The organism is Pseudomonas sp. SGAir0191, assembly GCF_002812565.2.
In the GTDB taxonomy this organism is placed as follows: domain Bacteria; phylum Pseudomonadota; class Gammaproteobacteria; order Pseudomonadales; family Pseudomonadaceae; genus Aquipseudomonas; species Aquipseudomonas parafulva_B.
This window is the reverse complement of the sequence record NZ_CP025035.2, coordinates 1,863,985-1,883,159: the sequence shown is the minus strand read 5'-3', so window position 1 is coordinate 1,883,159 and position 19,175 is coordinate 1,863,985. Positions and strand designations below refer to the sequence as shown.

Below are 19,175 nucleotides of genomic sequence, written 5' to 3'. Positions count from 1 at the left end.
TGGTCATACAGCCAAGGCTAGTGCAAGATTCTCGCTACCGTCTGTTACAAGGAAACGAGCCTTTGCCCGCCTGGATACCTGCCCCGCTGCGCCACCTTGGCAAGCGCTTTAGTCACTGTGCAGCAGCGCCCAGCAATGACTTGGCTGCCGCTTTCGATGACAAGGCCCGCCGATGCGGCTTTACGCTTAGCGAGAGTCAACGTCAGGCCATCACCTGCATGTCGCAGCAGGTTGAACAGCACAGAGCGGGGCACGCTACGGGCGTGTACCTGCACGGCCCGGTCGGTCGTGGTAAAAGCTGGTTACTCGATGGCTTCTTCCAGTGGGTGCCCAGCCCAGCCAAGCTGCGCTGGCACTTCCATGATTTCTTCGCCCGCTTGCATCAGGGCGTGCATCGCCACCAGGCAAGTGGTGACGCCATCGGCATCACGCTCGACGAATTGATCGGACAGAACGACATCCTGTGTTTCGATGAATTTCATGTGCATGACATTGGGGATGCCATGCTGTTGACGCGGTTATTCGAGGCCCTGTTCGCACGGGGCACATTGCTGGTGCTCACCAGCAACTACGCACCTGAAGGGTTGCTGCCCAATCCGCTTTACCACCAGCGATTCCAGCCTGTGATCGACCTGATCAACCACTGCATGGTCATCAAGGAAGTCGGCGGTAAAACGGACTTTCGCAGCCTGCCGGCCAACCGTGCACTGCAACGCTTCACGCAGGGCCGTTACATCTGGCCCGGTACCGATATGCAGCGCCAGTCCCTGCACATGCCGACGACCCAGGGCGATACCCTCATGGTCAATAATCGTCCGCTACGCCTACAGGGCGCTGAGGGCGACCAGATCAGGTTCACTTTCGAAGACCTGTGCGAGCAGCCCACAGCCGTGATCGATTACCTGGCACTGGCCCGGCAATACTCGCACTGGATCATCGAAGGCCTGGGCGACCTGGGGACATGCTCGCTTGCTGCCCAGCAGCGTTTCGTCAACGTGGTCGACGTGCTCTACGACCAGGACCGACAACTGACTCTCATTGGCTCACGCCCGCTGGTAGAAAGCCTTGAAGGATCGCTCGCAGACCTGATGCGCACGCGCAGTCGCCTGGGCCAGCTACAGCAAGTGGGCCCCGCAGGCGCCGAAAGCTGAGCGGGGCCGGATCAGCCTTCTTAGCTCGCCCTCGCAAGCCCTGAGAGCACCGCTTCGATTTCTTGCAGGACTGCCGGATCGTCCACCGTAGAGGGAGGCGTGTACGCTTGGCCATCGGCGATCTTGCGCAGTACCGCGCGCAGAATCTTGCCAGATCGGGTCTTGGGCAGACGCTTGACCAGCCGGACCTGATTGAAGCAGGCCAATGCGCCAATCTCCTCCCGTACGCTGGCCACAAGATCGACGAGCAACTGCGATTCCACAATGCCGGCGCCGTCCTTGAGCACCACCAACGCGAGTGGCACCTGCCCTTTGATGTCATCGTGAACGCCGATCACTGCGCACTCGGCGACAGCAGGATGACGCGCGACCAGATCCTCCATCTCGCCCGTGGAAAGACGATGCCCGGAAACATTGATCACATCATCTGTGCGACCCATGATGTAGACGAACCCGTCCTCATCCAGATAGCCGCCGTCACCTGTGTGGTAGTAGCCGGGGTACGTACTTAAGTAAGCCTGGACATAGCGCGGGTGATCGCCCCACAACGTCTGGCTGCAGCCTGGCGGCAACGGCAGTGCGATGACGATCGCGCCCTGGTGATTGGGCCCGACCAGATGGCCGTCGTCATCGAGCACCTGCACATGATATCCAGGCACCGCGCGATTGCTCGACCCTGCTCTTGCCGCGCTACCCTCGAGCCCCACGCAGGGCGCAGTCACCGGCCAGCCGGTCTCGGTCTGCCACCAATGATCATGCACCGGCTTGCCGCTTACCTGCTCCAGCCATTGATGGGTACTGGAATCGAGTTTTTCGCCTGCCAGGAACAACTGGCGCAACGAACTCAGGTCATGCTTGCGTAGCAGCTCGGCGTCAGGGTCCTCCTTGCGGATGGCACGCATGGCCGTGGGCGCACAGAACAGCGCATTGACCTTGTACTGCTCAACCACCCGCCAGTAGGCAGAAGCATCCGGCGTGCGGATGGGCTTGCCTTCGTAAAATACACTCGTGCAGCCGCACATCAGCGGCCCGTACACGATCAAGGAGTGCCCCACCACCCAGCCCACATCGGAGATGCCCCACCAGACATCGCCTGGCTGCATGCCGTAGACGGTGCGCATGGCATAGTGCAGCGCGACGGCATTGCCGCCATTCTCGCGAACGATGCCTTTAGGTTTTCCGGTGGTACCTGAGGTGTACATGATGTACAGCGGGTCTGCCGCATCCAGTTCAACAGGCGCCACTGGCTGCGCATCGGCTACGGACTGAGCCCAATCCAGGTCTCGCCCTGCCTGCAATGGCGCTTGCGCCTGGGGCCGCTGCCAGACCAATACGTTGTGCGGGCGGTGGCGAGCTAGCGCCAGGGCGCGATCAACCAATGGCTTGTACTCGATGACCCGCTCGAACTCCAGCCCACAGGAAGCGGTCAGCAGCAACACCGGGCGCGCGTCATCGATGCGCAACGCCAGTTCATTGGCCGCAAACCCGCCGAATACCACCGAGTGAACAGCACCAATGCGCGCGCAGGCCAACATGGCCATGGCGGCCTGGGGCACCATCGGCATGTAGATGATGACGCCATCGCCTTTTTGCACCCCCAGCTGGCGCAGCAAGCCGGCCAGCCGCGCGACCTCTTCGCGAAGCTGAAGGTAAGAGAATGTCTGCTGTGTGCCGGTCACCGGGGAATCGTAAATCAGCGCCAACTGATCCCCCCGACCCTGCTCGATCTGATGATCCAGAGCTAGGTAGCAACTGTTCAAGCTTGCGTCAGGGAACCACTGGTGAGTGCCATCGGCATTGTTCTCGAGGACTACGGTGGGTTCGCGGTACCAAGCTACCGAGCGCGCCTGCTCTGCCCAGAAGGCGGCGGGGTCGGCAATGGATTGGGCGTAACTGTGCTGATAGCTCATGGTGAGTTGACCCGATGTTGTTGTTCTTGAAGGGCGAACGCTGAGTATGGATGCCCTGCACCCAGACGCCAGGCGCGATATGGCCTAACCGACCTGCATTTTTGCAACTTGGGCAAAAGTCGTTCAATGCGGCGACGAACTCACTAGAATAGCGACCAGTTTTTTACGGTGAGCACCTCAATGGACATCGATCAGGCCCGCACTTTTCTGGAAGTCGTGCGCAGCGGCAGCCTAGTGGCGGCTGCGGAGCGCCTGTACGTATCGCAGACAGCGGTCACCGCCAGGTTGCAGCGCCTCGAGCAGCAACTGGGCTGCACCCTGTTCACAAGAAGCCGAAGTGGCGCCCGCCTGACCAGCCACGGTGAAGCCTTCGTCGGGTATGCCAACCAGCTGGTGCAGACCTGGGAGGCGGCACGACGCGACTTGCCCTTGCCGCCTGGCTACCAGCAGGTACTGCACCTTGGGGGCGAGGTGAGCCTTGGTAACCCGATGATGCTTGACTGGGTCACGGCGCTGTATCAGGAGCTGCCTGGCCAGAGCATCCACAGCGAAGTGAGCGACGGCGAGTCGTTGCTGCGCAAGGTGGAGATGGGCGTGCTGGACGCTGCTCTGGTGTACCAGCCGATCTACGGGCCGGGCTTGCAGGTCGAGCAGCTGATGGAAGAAAAGCTGGTGCGAATCCGGCGGGTCGAACGGCCGGAGCCGTACATCTATATCGACTGGGGTGAGGCCTTCCGCCGGCAACATGACGCCGCCCTGCCCGACTGCGCCCGTGCGGCGCTGCGTTTCAACCTGGGGCCGCTTGCCTTGCAGTTCATCCTCGACAAGGGCGGTAGCGGCTATTTTCGCACGCGGGTGGTGCAGGCTTATCTGGACAGTGGCGTCTTCGAGCGCGTACCGCAGGCGCCGGAATTCACCTATCCCACCTTTCTGGTCTACGCCCGCGAGCGTGACAGCGAAGCGTTGCAACAGGCCCTGGGCATTCTGCGCCGGCTTATCGCAGCCGAGGCCAGCGACTGGTCACAACGCTGGGACCCGACGCTCTGAGGCATTGGCGCTGCTGAGCAACTGGCGCTTGAGCCCGGCGATCAGGTCAGTCTGGGTGACCACCCCTACCAACCCATCACCGTCGAGCACCGGCAGGCAGTGCAGCCCCTGCTCGCACAGCAGCGGCAACAGGCGCTCCAGCGGGTGCTGGCTGCTGACACTCACGACCCGGCGGCTCATCACCTGCGCCATGCGCACGGGCTTGCGCCCGAACAGGCCCCGCCAGCTCAAACGCGCCTGCTGCATGGCCGGGCCTACCAGGTCGCTCAGGCTGACGATCCCCACCAAGGCGCCGTCCTGCAGCACCGGCAGGGTCTTGACATGGTGGCTGTCGAGCAGCTTCCAGGCCTGCTGCAAGGTGGTCTCGGGGCTGACGAACTGCACGTCCTTCGACATCACCGACGCCGCCGTTATGCCACCGAGACTGCGCTGCAGCGCGTGCTGCTCGGTGGCGAGAATGATGCGCTCCAGCTCGTCGCGTGTGACGTCGACAAACTCGCCCAACTCTTCCAGCGCCTGATCCAGGTCCTCACCGCGGATGCCGACGCGCTCACTGGGCAGCGGATCGTGGGTGTGGTGCAAATCCTTACGCGGTGCAGGGCCTTTCGGGTAGCGCACCCCGGTCAAGCGGTTATAGAGGGTAGCCACCGCAACAAGAATCAGCGCGTTGAGCAGCACTGGCTCAAGCAGATGGTCACCCAAGGCGGTCAGCCCTGGGTCGGCCAGAACCGCACTGACCGCCACTCCCCCACCGGGTGGGTGCAGGCAGCGCAGCAAGCACATCACCAGGATGGACAGACACAGGGCAGCGGCGGCGACCCCAAGCCCTGGACCAAAACCGTCTCGCATTGCCAAGCCAACGATCGCGGCCAGGGTATAGCTGCCAAGCACTGGCCAAGGCTGTGCAAGGGGACCTGAATGAACGGCGAACACCAGCACCGCGGAGGCCGCCAACGGCCCGAGCAGGTGCAAGGCGATATCCGGGCCATACGCCAGGCTCGTCAGCCAGCCTGCGAGAAACAGGCCGACCAATGCGCCGATACCGGCGCGCAGCCATTGGGTGGGGGGGATGTTCAGGGACGGCGGTAATAACCACTGCAAAAGACGGTCGGTACGCGAGGCAGGCATGTCGTTTCGGGTTCTGTAGGTCTGGACGGAAGAAGAAACGTAGGCCTTGGCCCGTCGGCCAGTGAAGGCTACATGCAGCGATTCTGCCGAGCGACGTCCATTTGGGCTAATTCAAAAAAATGTGGCAGTGATGCATTTTTTTTGCAGTACAGCCGTTTGCCAGCGGCAACGGGGCCGACCTGTGTGACGCCGCGCTGGTCACAGGCTCCGGCGCGGCAACTGGATATCCACACGCAATCCACCCATCGGACTCTCAAGCAGTTGCAGTTTCCCGCCCCAAGCCTGGACGATGTCACGCACGATGCCCAACCCCAGACCGTGTCCATCGACTTCCTCGTCAAGCCGAGAACCCCGTTCAAGCACTTGCACACGCTGCTGGTGAGGGATACCAGGGCCGTCGTCGTCAACCCACAGCTGATAGTGTTCCTCGGTGGCTGCGATGCCCAAGTGCACCTCGCTGTCCGCCCATTTGCAGGCGTTGTCCAGCAGGTTACCCAGCAGTTCCAGCATGTCTTCGCGATCCCAGGGCAGCAGCAGGCCAGGTGGCACGGCGTGGCTCAGCAGCAGGCCCTCGCCATGGATCATGCCCAAGGTGCTCAGCAACCCCGGCAACTCGTCATCACAGGCAAATTGCGCACCCGGCAACGCATCGCCTGCCAGGCGTGCGCGGTTGAGCTCACGGGCCAGGCGCTGCTCGATCTGCTGCAACTGCTCGCGCATCTGTGCACGAACCTCAGGCAAGCCCTGCAGGCGCTCGCTGGATGCCAGGCTAAGCAGCACCGCCAGGGGCGTTTTCAGGGCGTGGCCCAGGTTACCCAGTGCATTGCGCGAGCGTCTCAGGCTGTCTTCGGTATGGCTGAGCAAATGGTTGATCTGCCCAACCAGCGGCACCAGCTCACTGGGCACTTGGGCATCGAGCTGGGAGCGTTGCCCCTGCTGCAACTGGGCGATTTGCTGGCGCGCCCGCTCCAGCGGGCGCAGCGAGCGGGTGACGGTCATGCGCTGAAGGACCAGCACCAGGGCCAGCGCGACCAGGCCCATGCCCAGCCCAATTTGCTGAAGGCGCCGGAAGCCTTGTCGCACAGGTGAGTAATCTTGGGCGACACTGATGGATATGTCCTGCCCCAGGCGCCGGTAATCGGCACGCAGCGTCAGTAACTCCTGCCCTTCTGGCCCAAGCTCGTGCCGGTCCGACAGACCAGGGATCGACGGTTTGGGCAGGTTCATGTCCCACAGGGAGCGTGAACGCCACGTGCCCTGAGCAAAGTCGATGCGAAAGTAATAGCCGGAAAACGGTCGCTGATAGGCAGCCGAGATGCGTTGCTCGTCGAGCTGCATGCCCGCAGGCCCGCGCACCAGCGCCACCAACAGGTTCTCGCTTTCATTGCGCAGGCCGTTTTCCAGGTAACGTTGCAACCCGGCTTCGAACAGCCACAGCGTCAGTTGCGCCAGCACCACCCCTACTACCACCAACACGGCCACCAGGCCCAGGCTGAGCCGCGCCTGGATCGACTTCACGCAGCGCTCCCGGCATACAGGTAGCCCTGGCCGCGTCGTGTCTCGATCACCGTACGGCCTAGTTTGCGGCGCAAGTGGTTGACGTGAACCTCAAGCACGTTGGAGTCGCGCTCGGTCTCGCCGTCGTAGAGGTGCTCAGCCAGGTGGCTTTTGGACAGGATCTGCTGGGGGTGCAGCATGAAGTAGCGCAACAGGCGAAATTCTGCGGCCGTAAGCTGGATATCGACGCCCTCGCGGCTTACGCATTGACGACGTTCGTCCAGATGCAAGCCGGCAGCCTCGAGCTTTGGCTGGTTGGCAAGTCCACGCGCGCGGCGCAGCAGCGCCTGGATGCGTAACTGCAATTCTTCGGGGTGAAAGGGTTTGCTGAGGTAATCGTCGGCGCCGGCCTTCAGGCCTTCGATGCGCTCGGCCCAGGAGCCACGCGCCGTCAGAATCAGCACAGGTGTCAGCAGCCCGGCTGCACGCCACTGGGCCAGGACTTCAAGGCCAGGCAACCCTGGCAGACCAAGATCCAGGATGATCAGGTCATAAGGCTCGCACTGGCCTTGGTAGACCGCATCTCGGCCATCGGCCAGCCAATCGACGGCGTACCCCTGACGCTGCAGCGCAGTGGTAAGTTCGTCGGCCAGCGGGACATTATCCTCGACAAGCAACAGGCGCATTCAGTCATCTTCCTCGTCTTTGAGCAGGGCACCGGTGGCAGCATCGAGCTTGACCTCCCGTACTACGCCGTCCACCGTCAGCAACTCGACCTCGTACTCATAGCGGTCGTCGTCTTCTTCAAGCTCTGCCTCCAGCAAACGCGCCCCTGGGTGACGAGCCATGGCCGTTTCCAGCAAGTGTTCGAGCGGTAGAATCACGCCCTTCTGGCGCAAAGCCAGTGCCTCATCCTGGTCCAGGTCACGGGCAGCGGCCAGCGAGCACGCTGCCAGCAGGGCGAGGGCCAGGTAGCGCGCCGCCCGTGGTGGTGGGTTCATCAGTTGTCTCGCTCATCCTTCAGCAGTTCACCGGTCTTGGCATCGAAAGCCACGTCCCACTCCACATTCTGGGTATCGCGCAGTTCGACCTTGTACACGTAGCGGCCGTATTCGTCTTCAAGTTCCGAGTCCGTGACGGTGGAACCCGGGTGCTTGGCAATGGCCGCCGCCTTGAGTTCGTCCAGGGACTTGATGGTCTTGGCGCTGACCAGTTTGACCACTTCGTCAGGCTGCACATCCTTGGCGAATGCAGCATTGGCACCCAGCGACAGGGCAGCGGCGGTGAACAGTGCAGTCAAGGTTTTCATCGTTCGTTTCTCCATAATGCTGTACACGTTGTCTACGCAATCAACATTAACCAGCAGTCCTTAACTCAACCTGAAAACAGCTGGCCGCATGATAGCGTAGCCGGCAGGTCAACAGGGCACGTCTCGAACGGCTGCATCACTCTATAATGCAGCGCCCGTCGCCGCAGAGGTCCGCCATGAGCGCTATACACGTCAAGTACCCCGCCCTTACCCTGAAGGCTGGCCAACGCGCCTTGAGCCAAATCAGAGAGCGCGGGCTGCAGGCGGCCGACGTCGGCGTGCTCCCGGGCGCAGCAGGTGGGCCAAAGCCGCTGGGCATTCAGGGCCTGGACCTGGCGCTGTTCGGTCAGTTCCTGCCATCGGCCCCTCGCCAGCGCGCACTGATTGGCGCATCGATTGGCGCCTGGCGCTTCGCAAGCGCCTGCCTTGACGACCCGGTTGCCGGGCTGCGGCGGCTGGGAATGCTCTACACCGAGCAGGATTTTGCAAAAGGCGTTACCCCAGCCCAGATAACACGCAGTTGCCAGCGCATGCTCGACGAGCTGTTGCAGGGTCGCGACGGCCAAGTGCTGGCGAGCCCGGCGTACCGGTTGAATATCCTGGTCGTCAAAAGCCATGGCCAGCTCGCTCACGATCATCGCGGCCGACTGGGTATGGGCCTTGGCTCGGTGATCGCCAGTAACCTGTTGGGCAGATCCCGCCTGGCCCGACATTTCGAGCGGGTCATTCTGCACGACAGCCGCAGCCTGCCACCGCTTGATGCCCTGACGGATTTCCCGACGCGCTGCCTGCCGCTGGACCTGGCAAACCTGCGCCATGCCCTGCTTGCCTCGGGATCGATCCCCATGGTCATGGAGGGCGTACGGGACATCCCAGGGGCCGGGACCGGCATGTACCGCGATGGCGGGCTGCTGGACTATCACCTCGATCTGCCCTACGGCGGCGATGACCTGGTGGTTTACCCGCACTTCACCGACAAGGTCGTCCCTGGCTGGTTCGACAAGGCCCTGCCATGGCGCAAGGGCGATGCCAGGCGCCTGCAGAACGTACTGCTGCTAGCACCCTCGCCGGCCTACCTGGCAACCCTGCCTCATGGGAAGCTGCCCGATCGAAACGACTTCAAACGCTTCATGGGCGACGCACCGGCGCGCAAGCGCTACTGGTACAAGGCCATCGATGAAAGCCAACGCCTGGGCGACGAGTTTCTGGAATTGGTCGCCACCGGGCGGCTGCATGAACGACTGCAAGCCTTGTGAGAGGCATGCTGGTAAACTGCGCGCATAACTGATTCAGACAGAGTTTGACTGCGTGGAAATCTTCAAGGAATTTACGTTCGAATCCGCCCACCGCCTTCCCCATGTGCCCGAAGGCCATAAATGCGGGCGTCTGCATGGGCACTCGTTCAAGGTCGGCCTTCATCTGACGGGTCCGCTCGACCCGCATACCGGCTGGATTCGCGACTTCGCCGAGATCAAGGCCGTGTTCAAGCCCATTTACGAGCAGCTCGATCATAACTATCTGAACGACATTCCCGGCCTGGAAAACCCCACCAGCGAAGTCATCGCCAAATGGATCTGGGATCAGGTCAAACCGTTGCTGCCAGAGCTGTCCAAGGTGCGTATTCACGAGACCTGCACCAGTGGCTGCGAATACAGTGGTGACTGAGCTCAGAGGCAGGCCGTTTAAGCGCTGACGCCCACGTCCATGCCGCGTCGTCCCGCCTGGCCAGGTGCCGCAGTTGCCTCTCGGCGCACCTGGGCTTGGCGAAGTACCATGCGGTCAGCACCTGGCAGCCGTCTCAAGCACATCAATCGTTAGCAAACCCTGCTGCCCTTGGCTGCCCGCGACCAACCGGCGGCGGTTATGTGGCCACAGCAAGGCCACAGGCTCGCCGCCCGCGTGCTGCAACTGCACATTGTGGACAGCTGTACCTTCTTCCAGGGTGGTGGGATCGAGTCCTTCCAGCTGCCAGAGAAAATCTGGCAGCGCTCGCTGGCTGGTCCAGCGCTTGGCTAGGCTTGTCGTCCAACCGCGCTGTTCTCTTAGGGTAAAGTCAAGTCTCCTGCCGTGACTGTCGAGCGGCCACAGCTCATAGACATGCCTGTTTCCATCGCTGTAGGCGGCAAACCAAAAGCGGTCGCATGCCATGCGAAATTCAGGGGTGTGCCAACGATCGTCAAAGAGATCAGTTCTCTCGACGACTAGCCCAGCCCTAGGTGACCACTCGCTGCCTTCGTCGAACCTTGCTGTTACCAAGCCTCCTGCGGTTGATTCACCCTCAGGCCGCCACCAGGCACGCCCAATGAAACTGTATTTAGGTTGAAACCTGTACCTGGCGCCTGTTTTTTCCAGTCCCACTCCCCAAGCCCACTCGCGGGCCTGATGCCCATAGTCGAGGATCTCCAGTGCTATCCGGCCAGGCTCGCCGCTGACAGTATTGATGAGCGCTGCGTCGGCTGTTGCATAGCGCCTTACGCAATGTCCTTGGGCATTTTCCAGAACCAGGTTACAAATTCGCGCACCGCGCTTGATATCGGCGTAGTCCATCGCTTGCACCGACCATAAATGGGTGGGATTGGAAAGACGCGGCTGCCCGGCGCTTGGCTCATTCGCGCGCTTGACTCCGACATACCCCGAAAACGTGGAGGGGTTGTTGTAAAGAACACGGTTCAGCGGCTGCCACTCCCTGTCGTAAGGCCGGATTTCGTAGCACAACCTGGCCCCATCCTCCCCTGAGGCAGCCACGTAGGCACCGAACCAGAACAGCTCGCCATACCGGTGACCGTCCTGGGTGTAGTCCTCTGGCGCCAGTCGCAGTGGGCCTTGCCCCTCCGGCTCGGCTCGCCAGTAATTGTACCAATGATCGTTGTGGATACTCGCCCCGCCGACGTGCAGCCACATCGGAGCGAGCTTGTCCTGGCAGTCCCACCACTGATCGGGGTGAATCAGCTCGTCGGTCAACTGCCACCAGCAGCGGGCAACAAACGAGAGCTCGGGGTGATAAATGTAGTCGGTCATGATCGCTCACTCTTGGGTAGAGAAGGTGAGCCACACGCTAAGCAACGCTGGCCGCGCATTGCAGAAGGAAGCGTTCTACATCAAGAACGTCGAACGGGATCGACATGCGCTCACCGAACTGGCACTGACCTTAGGGGTTACTCCAGCGGCCTGCGATGAGGCGTTACTCAATGGTCAATCACGTGGAGACTGAGCGCCCCGCGCCGCCCCCCCCCCCCACGGAGCGCGGCGAGGCAAGGGCGGCCAAACTGCTTGTAACCTGACCGCTTCCCTGGCAGGGTCAAAAACAGGAGATCTGATAGACGCCATACTACAGGGCAGGGCACAAGATACCGACATCTTTGAGAAGGCGTGAATGACGATTGCAATGCGCCCTCAGGCTTCGATTGCATACAGCCATTAGCGCCGTCACCACTTTCGAAACGCATCCACAGCGGGGCCAGATGCCGTAGGGCGGTACGCCACGCTCCGTCTGCAATCCGGACACCGCCCGGTTGCCAGGACCGTTCGTGAAGCACACTTCAGGCCTGCAGGGATAGCCGTCCATCGAGATGCTCCGTTTGATCGTCGCAAGCACAACGCCCTGGGCTAGCCAAGCAGCGAAATAGAGGGAAAGGTGACTACTCCAAGGCGCTGTTGAGAAACGAGGGCGCGATGTAGCGCTGGTAATGCGCCTCTGACAACAGAAAGAACTCACGATCAATCGCATCGCGCAGTTGTGGCAGTTCCCAATCGCGGAACTCGGGCAGCAAGGCCATGCCGTAGGCCTCCAGGTCCCGAATCATGCGCGCGCCCCGGGCGATGAGCTGGTAGGCCCAGCAGTACTCGGACTGCTGCTCGACATACCGTATGGCACGTTGCTCCAGTTGCTGGCGCAACAAGCCTTTGTCGAACACCTCAAGCTTGGCCATCATTACCTGAACCAGCAGTTGCTCCAGGCGTAACCAAACCGCGCGTTTTTGCGCATCGTCATAGCCATTCCAGTGGATGACCTCATGGTGGAAGCGCTTGCACCCTCGGCATACCGTGTCTCCGTAAACCGTGGAACACAGGCCGACGCAGGGCGTTTTGATGGACTTGTTGGACATGAAATACAACGGCTTGAAGGTGGAGTACGCGGCCATGTTAGCCCTTTGTCTAACCAGGGTCACCCGTTAAAGTCATCATCGCCGCCTTACCTTCCAGCGTTTTTTACCGTAGAATCATCCGGCCTTTTCGAAGGCACCAATGTCCGTTGGAAGCTGTTTTCAAAGCGTCACGAGCACAGTTGATCCGGCAGAACGACGTTGGTCCGGGCCTGCATCCCCGCAGGCCCGAGCCAGCCCTCATCAGATGTTCGTTCTGCAGGCGTAAAACTTTGAAAGCAGCTTCCGCAAGGATTCCTTGCGACCCTGGCCAAGCGGCCCAAGAAGCCATGACGGCGCATGGGTGCAAGGAATGCTGGATGAGCGTCCCGGACCTCCTTAAAGGGGCCACTGATGAGGGAAATAACTGTGCTTGAAGCCTACCGCAAACACATCGAAGAGCGCGCCGCTCTGGGTATCGTGCCCCAGCCGCTGAACGCCGAACAAACTGCAGGCCTGGTCGAGTTGCTGAAAAACCCGCCGGCCGGCGAAGAAGCCTTCCTCGTAGACCTGCTCACCAACCGCGTACCGCCTGGAGTCGATGAGGCCGCCTATGTCAAGGCAGCCTTCCTTTCGGCCGTCGCCAAGGGCGAAGCCACCTCGCCGCTGATCGATCGCAAGCACGCCACTGAACTGCTGGGCACCATGCAGGGCGGCTACAACATCGAGACGCTGGTCGCGCTGCTGGATGACGCCGAGCTGGGCGCCGTCGCGGCCGAGCAGCTCAAGCACACCCTGCTGATGTTCGATGCCTTCCACGACGTGGCTGAAAAAGCCAAGGCCGGCAATGCTCATGCCAAGGCCGTGCTGGAATCCTGGGCTGCCGGCGAGTGGTTCACCTCGCGCCCGGCCATCGCCGACAAATACACCCTGACCGTGTTCAAGGTGCCTGGCGAAACCAACACCGACGACCTGTCCCCTGCCCCGGATGCCTGGTCACGCCCTGACATCCCGCTGCACGCCCTGGCCATGCTGAAAATGGCCCGCGACGGTATCGAGCCGCAGCAGCCGGGCTCGGTGGGCCCACTGGCTCAGATCGAAGCGGTCAGGGCCAAGGGCTTCCCGGTCGCCTACGTGGGTGACGTGGTGGGTACCGGTTCTTCGCGCAAATCCGCCACCAACTCGGTGCTGTGGTTCTTCGGCGACGATATCCCGTACGTGCCCAACAAGCGTGCCGGCGGTTTCTGCTTCGGCACCAAGATTGCCCCGATCTTCTACAACACCATGGAAGACGCCGGCGCCCTGCCGATCGAGTTCGATTGCACCGACCTGGCCATGGGCGACGTGATCGACGTCTACCCGTTCAAAGGTGAAGTACGCCGTCACGAAAGCAATGAGCTGGTCACCACATTCGCGCTCAAGACCGAAGTGCTGCTCGACGAAGTGCGTGCTGGTGGCCGTATCCCACTGATCGTCGGCCGTGGCCTGACCGAAAAAGCCCGTGCCGAGCTTGGCCAGGGCCCTTCGGACCTGTTCAAGAAGCAAGAGCAGCCTGCCGACACCGGCAAAGGGTTCACCCTGGCGCAGAAGATGGTCGGCCGCGCGTGTGGCCTGCCGGAAGGCCAAGGCGTACGTCCAGGCGCCTATTGCGAGCCGAAGATGACCACCGTGGGTTCCCAGGACACCACTGGCCCCATGACCCGTGACGAGCTCAAGGACCTGGCCTGCCTGGGCTTCTCCGCTGACCTCGTGATGCAGTCGTTCTGCCACACTGCGGCCTATCCGAAGCCCATTGACGTTACCACCCACCACACCCTGCCAGACTTCATCCGCACCCGTGGCGGCGTGTCGTTGCGCCCAGGGGACGGCATCATCCACAGCTGGCTGAACCGCATGCTGATGCCCGATACCGTGGGTACCGGTGGCGACTCGCACACCCGCTTCCCGATCGGCATTTCCTTCCCTGCAGGCTCCGGCCTGGTAGCCTTCGCGGCCGCCACCGGCGTGATGCCACTGGACATGCCAGAGTCGATCCTGGTGCGCTTCAAAGGCAAGCTGCAACCTGGTATCACCCTGCGTGACCTGGTGCATGCCATCCCTTACTACGCCATCCAGCAGGGCCTGCTGACCGTCGAGAAGAAAGGCAAGAAAAACGCCTTCTCCGGTCGCATCCTTGAAATCGAAGGCCTGGACGAGCTGACCGTCGAGCAGGCCTTCGAGCTCTCGGACGCTTCGGCTGAACGCTCCGCCGCCGGTTGCACCATCAAGCTGCCGGAAAAAGCCATTGCCGAGTACCTCAAGTCCAACATCACCCTGCTGCGCTGGATGATCGGCGAAGGCTACGGCGATGCACGCACCCTGGAGCGTCGCGCCCAGGCCATGGAAGCCTGGCTGGCCAACCCAGAACTGCTGTCGGCCGACGCCGATGCCGAATACGCCGAAATCATCGAAATCGACCTGGCCGACGTCAAGGAGCCTGTGCTCTGCGCCCCGAACGACCCGGACGATGCTCGCCTGCTGTCCTCGGTACAGGGTGAGAAGATCGACGAAGTGTTCATCGGTTCGTGCATGACCAACATTGGTCACTTCCGCGCCGCTGGCAAGCTACTGGAAAAGGTCAAGGGTGGTATTCCGACCCGTCTGTGGCTGGCTCCGCCGACCAAGATGGATGCTCATCAGCTGACCGAAGAAGGCTACTACGGCATCTACGGCAAAGCCGGTGCGCGGATGGAAATGCCAGGCTGCTCCCTGTGCATGGGTAACCAGGCGCGGGTGCAGACCGGTTCGACCGTGGTGTCGACCTCGACCCGTAACTTCCCGAACCGCCTGGGCGACGCCACCAACGTGTATCTGGCATCGGCCGAGCTGGCTGCGGTGGCTTCGATCATCGGCAAGCTGCCGACCGTCGAAGAGTACATGCAGTACGCCAAGGACATCGACAGCATGTCTGCCGACGTCTACCGCTACCTGAGCTTCGACCAGATCGCCGAGTTCCGCGAAGCGGCCGCTAACGCCAAGATCCCAGTGGTCCAGGCGTAAGCCAGACAGCCATCCACTGGCTCCATGAAAAAAGCCCCGGCAGTGATGCCGGGGCTTTTTTTCATTCAGAACAGTCAGGCACCGACTAAATCACGCCCAGACGCCTTCTTGAACGTGACGGGCCGGCGATGGCGAGCACGCCTGTCAGAAACTATCGCCAGGAACGCGTACCCAGCCCTCCATCAACACACGCGCGCTGCGACTCATGATCGCTTTGGTCACCGACCACTGCCCATCGATCAGGCACGCCTGCGCACCTACCCGCAAGGTGCCCGATGGATGCCCGAAGCGTACAGCGCTGCGCTCACCGCCGCCTGCAGCAAGGTTCACCAGTGTCCCCGGGATGGCCGCAGCCGTACCGATCGCGACGGCGGCAGTGCCCATCATCGCGTGATGAAGCTTGCCCATGGACAAGGCGCGCACCAGCAAGTCGATATCTTCTGCCCCCACCTGCTTGCCACTTGAGGCGAGATAAGCCTGTGCCGGCGCCACGAATGCCACCTTGGGGGTATGCTGGCGTGCGGCAGCCTGCCCTACATGTTCGATCAGCCCCATGCGCAGCGCACCATGGGCCCGTATCGCCTCGAACCGCTCAAGGGCAGCCGGATCCCCATTGATGGCATCCTGCAACTCCATGCCGCTGTAACCAAGATCGGCTGCATTGAGAAACACCGTTGGGATACCGGCATTGATCAACGTCGCCTTGAAGGTGCCAACCCCCGGCACTGCAAGCTCGTCGATCAGGTTGCCGGTAGGGAACATCGTCCCACCTTCCCCATCATCGTCGGCTGCCGGATCAAGAAACTCCAGCTGCACTTCGGCGGCAGGGAACGTGACGCCATCAAGCTCAAAGTCGCCGGTCTCCTGCACCTGACCGTCGCTCATCGGCACATGAGCTACGATGGTCTTGCCGATGTTGGCCTGCCAGATACGCACCGTGGCGACACCGGTGGCGGGTACCTGCGTGGGTTCTATCAGGCCACTGCCGATGGCGAACGCACCCACTGCTGCGGAAAGGTTGCCGCAGTTGCCGCTCCAGTCTACGAAAGGCTTGTCGATACTGACCTGGCCGAACAGGTAGTCCACATCATGATCAGGGCGCTTGCTGGCGGACAGGATCACGACCTTGCTGGTGCTGGACGTCGCCCCGCCCATGCCGTCGATCTGCTTGCCATAGGGGTCGGGGCTGCCGATTACCCGCAGCAGCAAGGCATCGCGTGCCGGGCCGGGCGTTTGCGCCTGCGCCGGGAGGTCCTGCAAGCGGAAGAACACGCCTTTGCTGGTGCCGCCACGCATGTAAGTAGCCGGAATCTTGATTTGAGGTGCATGTGCCATGGATTGAAGCCTCTTGGATGGCCCGGTGGTCCGAGCCAGTGCGGGCGACTGGGGGCCGCAAGGCGGCCACGTTGCGTTAAACGGTCGCTTCGAGGAAGTCCTGGGCAAAGCGTTGCAACACCCCGCCCGCTTCGTAGATCGACACCTCTTCGGCTGTATCCAGACGACAGGTCACCGGCACGTCAAAACGCTCTCCTGTGCGACGGGTCACCGCCAGGGTCAAGGTAGCGCGGGGAGTACGGATGCCTATCACGTCATAGGTTTCGCTGCCGTCCAGGCCCAGTACCTTACGGTCGGTACCCGGCATGAATTCGAGGGGCAAGACGCCCATGCCCACCAGGTTCGTGCGGTGGATGCGCTCGAACCCCTCGGCGACGATGGCCTCCACGCCCGCCAGACGCACCCCTTTGGCAGCCCAGTCGCGTGAAGAGCCCTGACCGTAATCGGCACCGGCCACGATGATCAGCGGCTGCTTGCGCTGCATGTAGGTCTCGATCGCTTCCCACATGCGCATGACCTGGCCTTCGGGCTCAAGGCGTGCCAGCGAACCCTGCCTTACGCTGCCATCTTCATTGCGCACCATCTCGTTGAACAGCTTGGGGTTGGCGAAGGTGGCGCGCTGAGCCGTGAGGTGGTCCCCACGGTGAGTGGCATAGGAGTTGAAGTCCTCTTCAGGCAAGCCCATTTTGGCCAGGTACTCCCCCGCCGCGCTGTCGAGCATGATGGCATTGGAGGGCGACAGGTGATCGGTGGTGATGTTGTCCGGCAGCAACGCCAGCGGGCGCATGCCACGCAAGGTGCGTTCTCCCGCCAGGGCGCCTTCCCAGTAGGGCGGGCGACGGATGTAGGTGCTCATGGGGCGCCAGTCGTACAGCGGCGCTACCTTGGGTCCACGATCTTGCTCCACGGCGAACATGGGGATGTAGACCTTTCGGAACTGTTCGGGCTTGACCGCAGCGCGAACCATCGCATCGATTTCTTCATCGCTGGGCCAGATGTCCTTGAGGCGAATTTCACGGCCATCCGATGCCACGCCCAGTACATCTTTCTCGATATCGAAACGGATCGTACCCGCGATGGCATAGGCCACAACCAAGGGCGGGGACGCCAGAAATGCCTGTTTGGCATACGGGTGAATACGGCCATCAAAGTTTCGGTTACCCGACAACACCGCGGTGGTATACAGGTCCCGATCGATGATTTCCTGCTGGATGGCCGGGTCGAGGGCGCCGGACATACCGTTGCAGGTGGTGCAGGCGAAGGCGACGATGCCGAAGCCCAACGCTTGGAGCTCCGCCTCCAGGCCCGCCTCTTCCAGGTACAGCTGCACTGCCCTGGATCCAGGGGCGAGGGATGACTTGACCCAAGGCTTGCGCGTCAGCCCCAGCCTATTGGCATTGCGCGCCAGCAACCCGGCAGCGATCACGTTGCGCGGGTTGCTGGTGTTGGTGCAACTGGTGATGGCTGCAATGATCACCGCCCCGTCCGGCATCTGACCGGGTACCTGCTCCCAGGCACCTGCGATCCCCTTGGCGGCCAGCTCGCTGGTGGCCACCCGGGTATGGGGGTTTGAGGGGCCCGCCATGGTGCGCACCACGCTGGACAGATCGAAGTCCAGCGTGCGCTCGTAGACCACCTCGGTAAAGCTGTCAGCCCACAGACCCGCGGCTTTGGCGTAGGTCTCTACCAGTACGACCTGCTGTTCCTCGCGGCCTGTCAGGCGCAGGTAGTCGATGGTTTGCTGATCGATGGCGAACATGGCCGCAGTGGCGCCATATTCAGGGGCCATGTTGGAGATGGTGGCGCGGTCGCCGAGCGTCAGGGCACGGGCGCCTTCCCCATAAAATTCCAGGTAGGCGCCGACCACCTTCTGCTTGCGCAAAAATTCGGTCAGGGCCAATACCAGGTCGGTTGCCGTCAGGTTGGGCGCCAGTTTACCAGTGAGCTGGACGCCGACGATTTCCGGCAGGCGCATCCAGGAGGCGCGCCCGAGCATGACGTTCTCGGCCTCAAGCCCGCCCACGCCGATGGCGATGACGCCCAAGGCGTCCACATGCGGGGTGTGGCTGTCGGTGCCGACACAGGTGTCCGGGTAGGCCACGCCGTCATCGTTGTGTACCACGGGCGACATCTTCTCCAGGTTGATCTGGTGCATGATGCCGTTGCCAGGCGGTATGACATCGACGTTCTTGAACGCTTTCTTGGTCCAGTTGATGAAATGGAAACGGTCTTCGTTGCGGCGATCCTCAATGGCCCTGTTGCGTTCGAACGCCTGGGGGTCATAGCCGCCACACTCGACGGCCAGTGAGTGATCGACGATTAGCTGCACTGGCACCACCGGGTTGACCTGGGCAGGGTCACCGCCCTTGTCGGCGATGGCATCGCGCAAGCCGGCCAGGTCGACCAGCGCGGTCTGACCCAGGATGTCATGGCAGACGACCCGGGCCGGATACCAGGGGAAATCGAGGTCGCGCTTGCGCTCTATCAGCTGGGCCAACGACGCCTGGAGCGTGCCAGGGCTGCAGCGGCGCACCAGGTTCTCGGCCAGCACACGCGAGGTGTAGGGCAAGCCCTGGTAGGCGCCGGGCTTGATGGCCTCGACGGCAGCGCGGGCGTCGAAGTAATCCAGGTCAGTGCCTGGCAAGGCTTTGCGGTAGGCAGTATTCATATCGTTATC

Annotated in this window: 16 protein-coding genes; 6 read left to right on the top strand and 10 right to left on the bottom strand. The window is 62.0% G+C overall.

Annotated elements, in window-relative coordinates; all coding sequences use genetic code 11:
* The first annotated feature begins 62 nt into the window (after positions 1 to 62).
* On the top strand, positions 63 to 1,151 hold the full coding sequence (gene zapE, locus CWR53_RS08560; RefSeq protein ID WP_100851245.1) for a cell division protein ZapE: 1,089 nt from the start codon (positions 63 to 65) through the stop codon (positions 1,149 to 1,151).
* A gap of 20 nt (positions 1,152 to 1,171) precedes the next feature.
* Here the strand turns inward: zapE and CWR53_RS08555 are convergent, their stop codons facing one another.
* The gene (locus CWR53_RS08555; RefSeq protein ID WP_100851244.1) at positions 1,172 to 3,061 is read right to left on the bottom strand and encodes a propionyl-CoA synthetase; all 1,890 of its coding nucleotides are present in this window, start codon (positions 3,059 to 3,061) and stop codon (positions 1,172 to 1,174) included.
* 180 nt (positions 3,062 to 3,241) lie between these two features.
* On the opposite strand from CWR53_RS08555, the gene CWR53_RS08550 reads away from it, so the two are divergent.
* A complete protein-coding gene (locus CWR53_RS08550; protein ID WP_058603828.1) occupies positions 3,242 to 4,108 on the top strand; it encodes a LysR family transcriptional regulator in 867 nt (288 codons plus the stop codon).
* On the opposite strand, the gene CWR53_RS08545 is transcribed toward CWR53_RS08550, so the two are convergent.
* The 5 genes from CWR53_RS08545 to CWR53_RS08525 all read right to left on the bottom strand — a co-directional run bounded on the left by CWR53_RS08545 (position 4,082) and on the right by CWR53_RS08525 (position 8,042).
* A complete protein-coding gene (locus CWR53_RS08545) occupies positions 4,082 to 5,236 on the bottom strand; it encodes an HPP family protein (RefSeq protein ID WP_100851243.1) in 1,155 nt (384 codons plus the stop codon). The genes CWR53_RS08550 and CWR53_RS08545 overlap by 27 nt on opposite strands.
* A 198-nt stretch (positions 5,237 to 5,434) precedes the next feature.
* Positions 5,435 to 6,754 (bottom strand): sensor histidine kinase, encoded by a 1,320-nt coding sequence (locus CWR53_RS08540; RefSeq protein ID WP_100851242.1) that lies wholly within the window; start codon positions 6,752 to 6,754, stop codon positions 5,435 to 5,437.
* Positions 6,751 to 7,419 (bottom strand): response regulator transcription factor, encoded by a 669-nt coding sequence (locus tag CWR53_RS08535; protein WP_058603825.1) that lies wholly within the window; start codon positions 7,417 to 7,419, stop codon positions 6,751 to 6,753. The genes CWR53_RS08540 and CWR53_RS08535 overlap by 4 nt, the downstream gene beginning before the upstream one ends.
* Positions 7,420 to 7,734, bottom strand: a complete 315-nt coding sequence (locus CWR53_RS08530; RefSeq protein WP_058603824.1) for a PepSY domain-containing protein — start codon at positions 7,732 to 7,734, stop codon at positions 7,420 to 7,422.
* Positions 7,734 to 8,042, bottom strand: coding sequence for a PepSY domain-containing protein (locus CWR53_RS08525; protein WP_058603823.1), 309 nt, complete (start codon positions 8,040 to 8,042; stop codon positions 7,734 to 7,736). Before CWR53_RS08525 ends, CWR53_RS08530 begins: the two co-directional genes overlap by 1 nt.
* Positions 8,043 to 8,218: 176 nt before the next feature.
* Between CWR53_RS08525 and CWR53_RS08520 the strand changes: the two genes are divergently transcribed.
* Positions 8,219 to 9,298 (top strand): hypothetical protein, encoded by a 1,080-nt coding sequence (locus CWR53_RS08520; protein WP_058603822.1) that lies wholly within the window; start codon positions 8,219 to 8,221, stop codon positions 9,296 to 9,298.
* 52 nt (positions 9,299 to 9,350) lie between these two features.
* Complete coding sequence (gene queD, locus CWR53_RS08515) at positions 9,351 to 9,707, top strand: 6-carboxytetrahydropterin synthase QueD (RefSeq protein ID WP_033695042.1); 357 nt, start codon at positions 9,351 to 9,353, stop codon at positions 9,705 to 9,707.
* Between the two features lie 114 nt (positions 9,708 to 9,821).
* Here queD and CWR53_RS08510 read toward each other — a convergent pair whose 3' ends face one another.
* Complete coding sequence (locus CWR53_RS08510; RefSeq protein WP_100851241.1) at positions 9,822 to 11,060, bottom strand: hypothetical protein; 1,239 nt, start codon at positions 11,058 to 11,060, stop codon at positions 9,822 to 9,824.
* On the opposite strand from CWR53_RS08510, the gene CWR53_RS08505 reads away from it, so the two are divergent.
* Positions 11,059 to 11,253: a hypothetical protein gene (locus CWR53_RS08505; protein WP_058603820.1), complete on the top strand. Its 195-nt coding sequence runs from the start codon at positions 11,059 to 11,061 to the stop codon at positions 11,251 to 11,253. The genes CWR53_RS08510 and CWR53_RS08505 overlap by 2 nt on opposite strands.
* Positions 11,254 to 11,680: 427 nt before the next feature.
* Here the strand turns inward: CWR53_RS08505 and CWR53_RS08500 are convergent, their stop codons facing one another.
* Positions 11,681 to 12,148 carry a DUF1289 domain-containing protein gene (locus CWR53_RS08500; protein ID WP_100852605.1) on the bottom strand — a complete coding sequence of 156 codons (468 nt, stop codon included), beginning with the start codon at positions 12,146 to 12,148 and terminating at the stop codon, positions 11,681 to 11,683.
* A 405-nt stretch (positions 12,149 to 12,553) separates the two neighbouring features.
* Here CWR53_RS08500 and acnB point away from each other — a divergent pair, with 405 nt between their 5' ends.
* Entirely contained in the window at positions 12,554 to 15,163 is a 2,610-nt protein-coding gene (gene acnB, locus CWR53_RS08495; RefSeq protein ID WP_058603818.1) for a bifunctional aconitate hydratase 2/2-methylisocitrate dehydratase, read from the top strand.
* Positions 15,164 to 15,307: 144 nt separating this feature from the next.
* Here the strand turns inward: acnB and prpF are convergent, their stop codons facing one another.
* Together prpF and acnD are read right to left on the bottom strand one after the other, a co-directional pair.
* The gene (gene prpF / locus CWR53_RS08490; RefSeq protein ID WP_058603817.1) at positions 15,308 to 16,498 is read right to left on the bottom strand and encodes a 2-methylaconitate cis-trans isomerase PrpF; all 1,191 of its coding nucleotides are present in this window, start codon (positions 16,496 to 16,498) and stop codon (positions 15,308 to 15,310) included.
* 76 nt (positions 16,499 to 16,574) lie between these two features.
* On the bottom strand, positions 16,575 to 19,166 hold the full coding sequence (gene acnD, locus CWR53_RS08485) for a Fe/S-dependent 2-methylisocitrate dehydratase AcnD (RefSeq protein ID WP_100851240.1): 2,592 nt from the start codon (positions 19,164 to 19,166) through the stop codon (positions 16,575 to 16,577).
* Positions 19,167 to 19,175 lie beyond the last annotated feature (9 nt).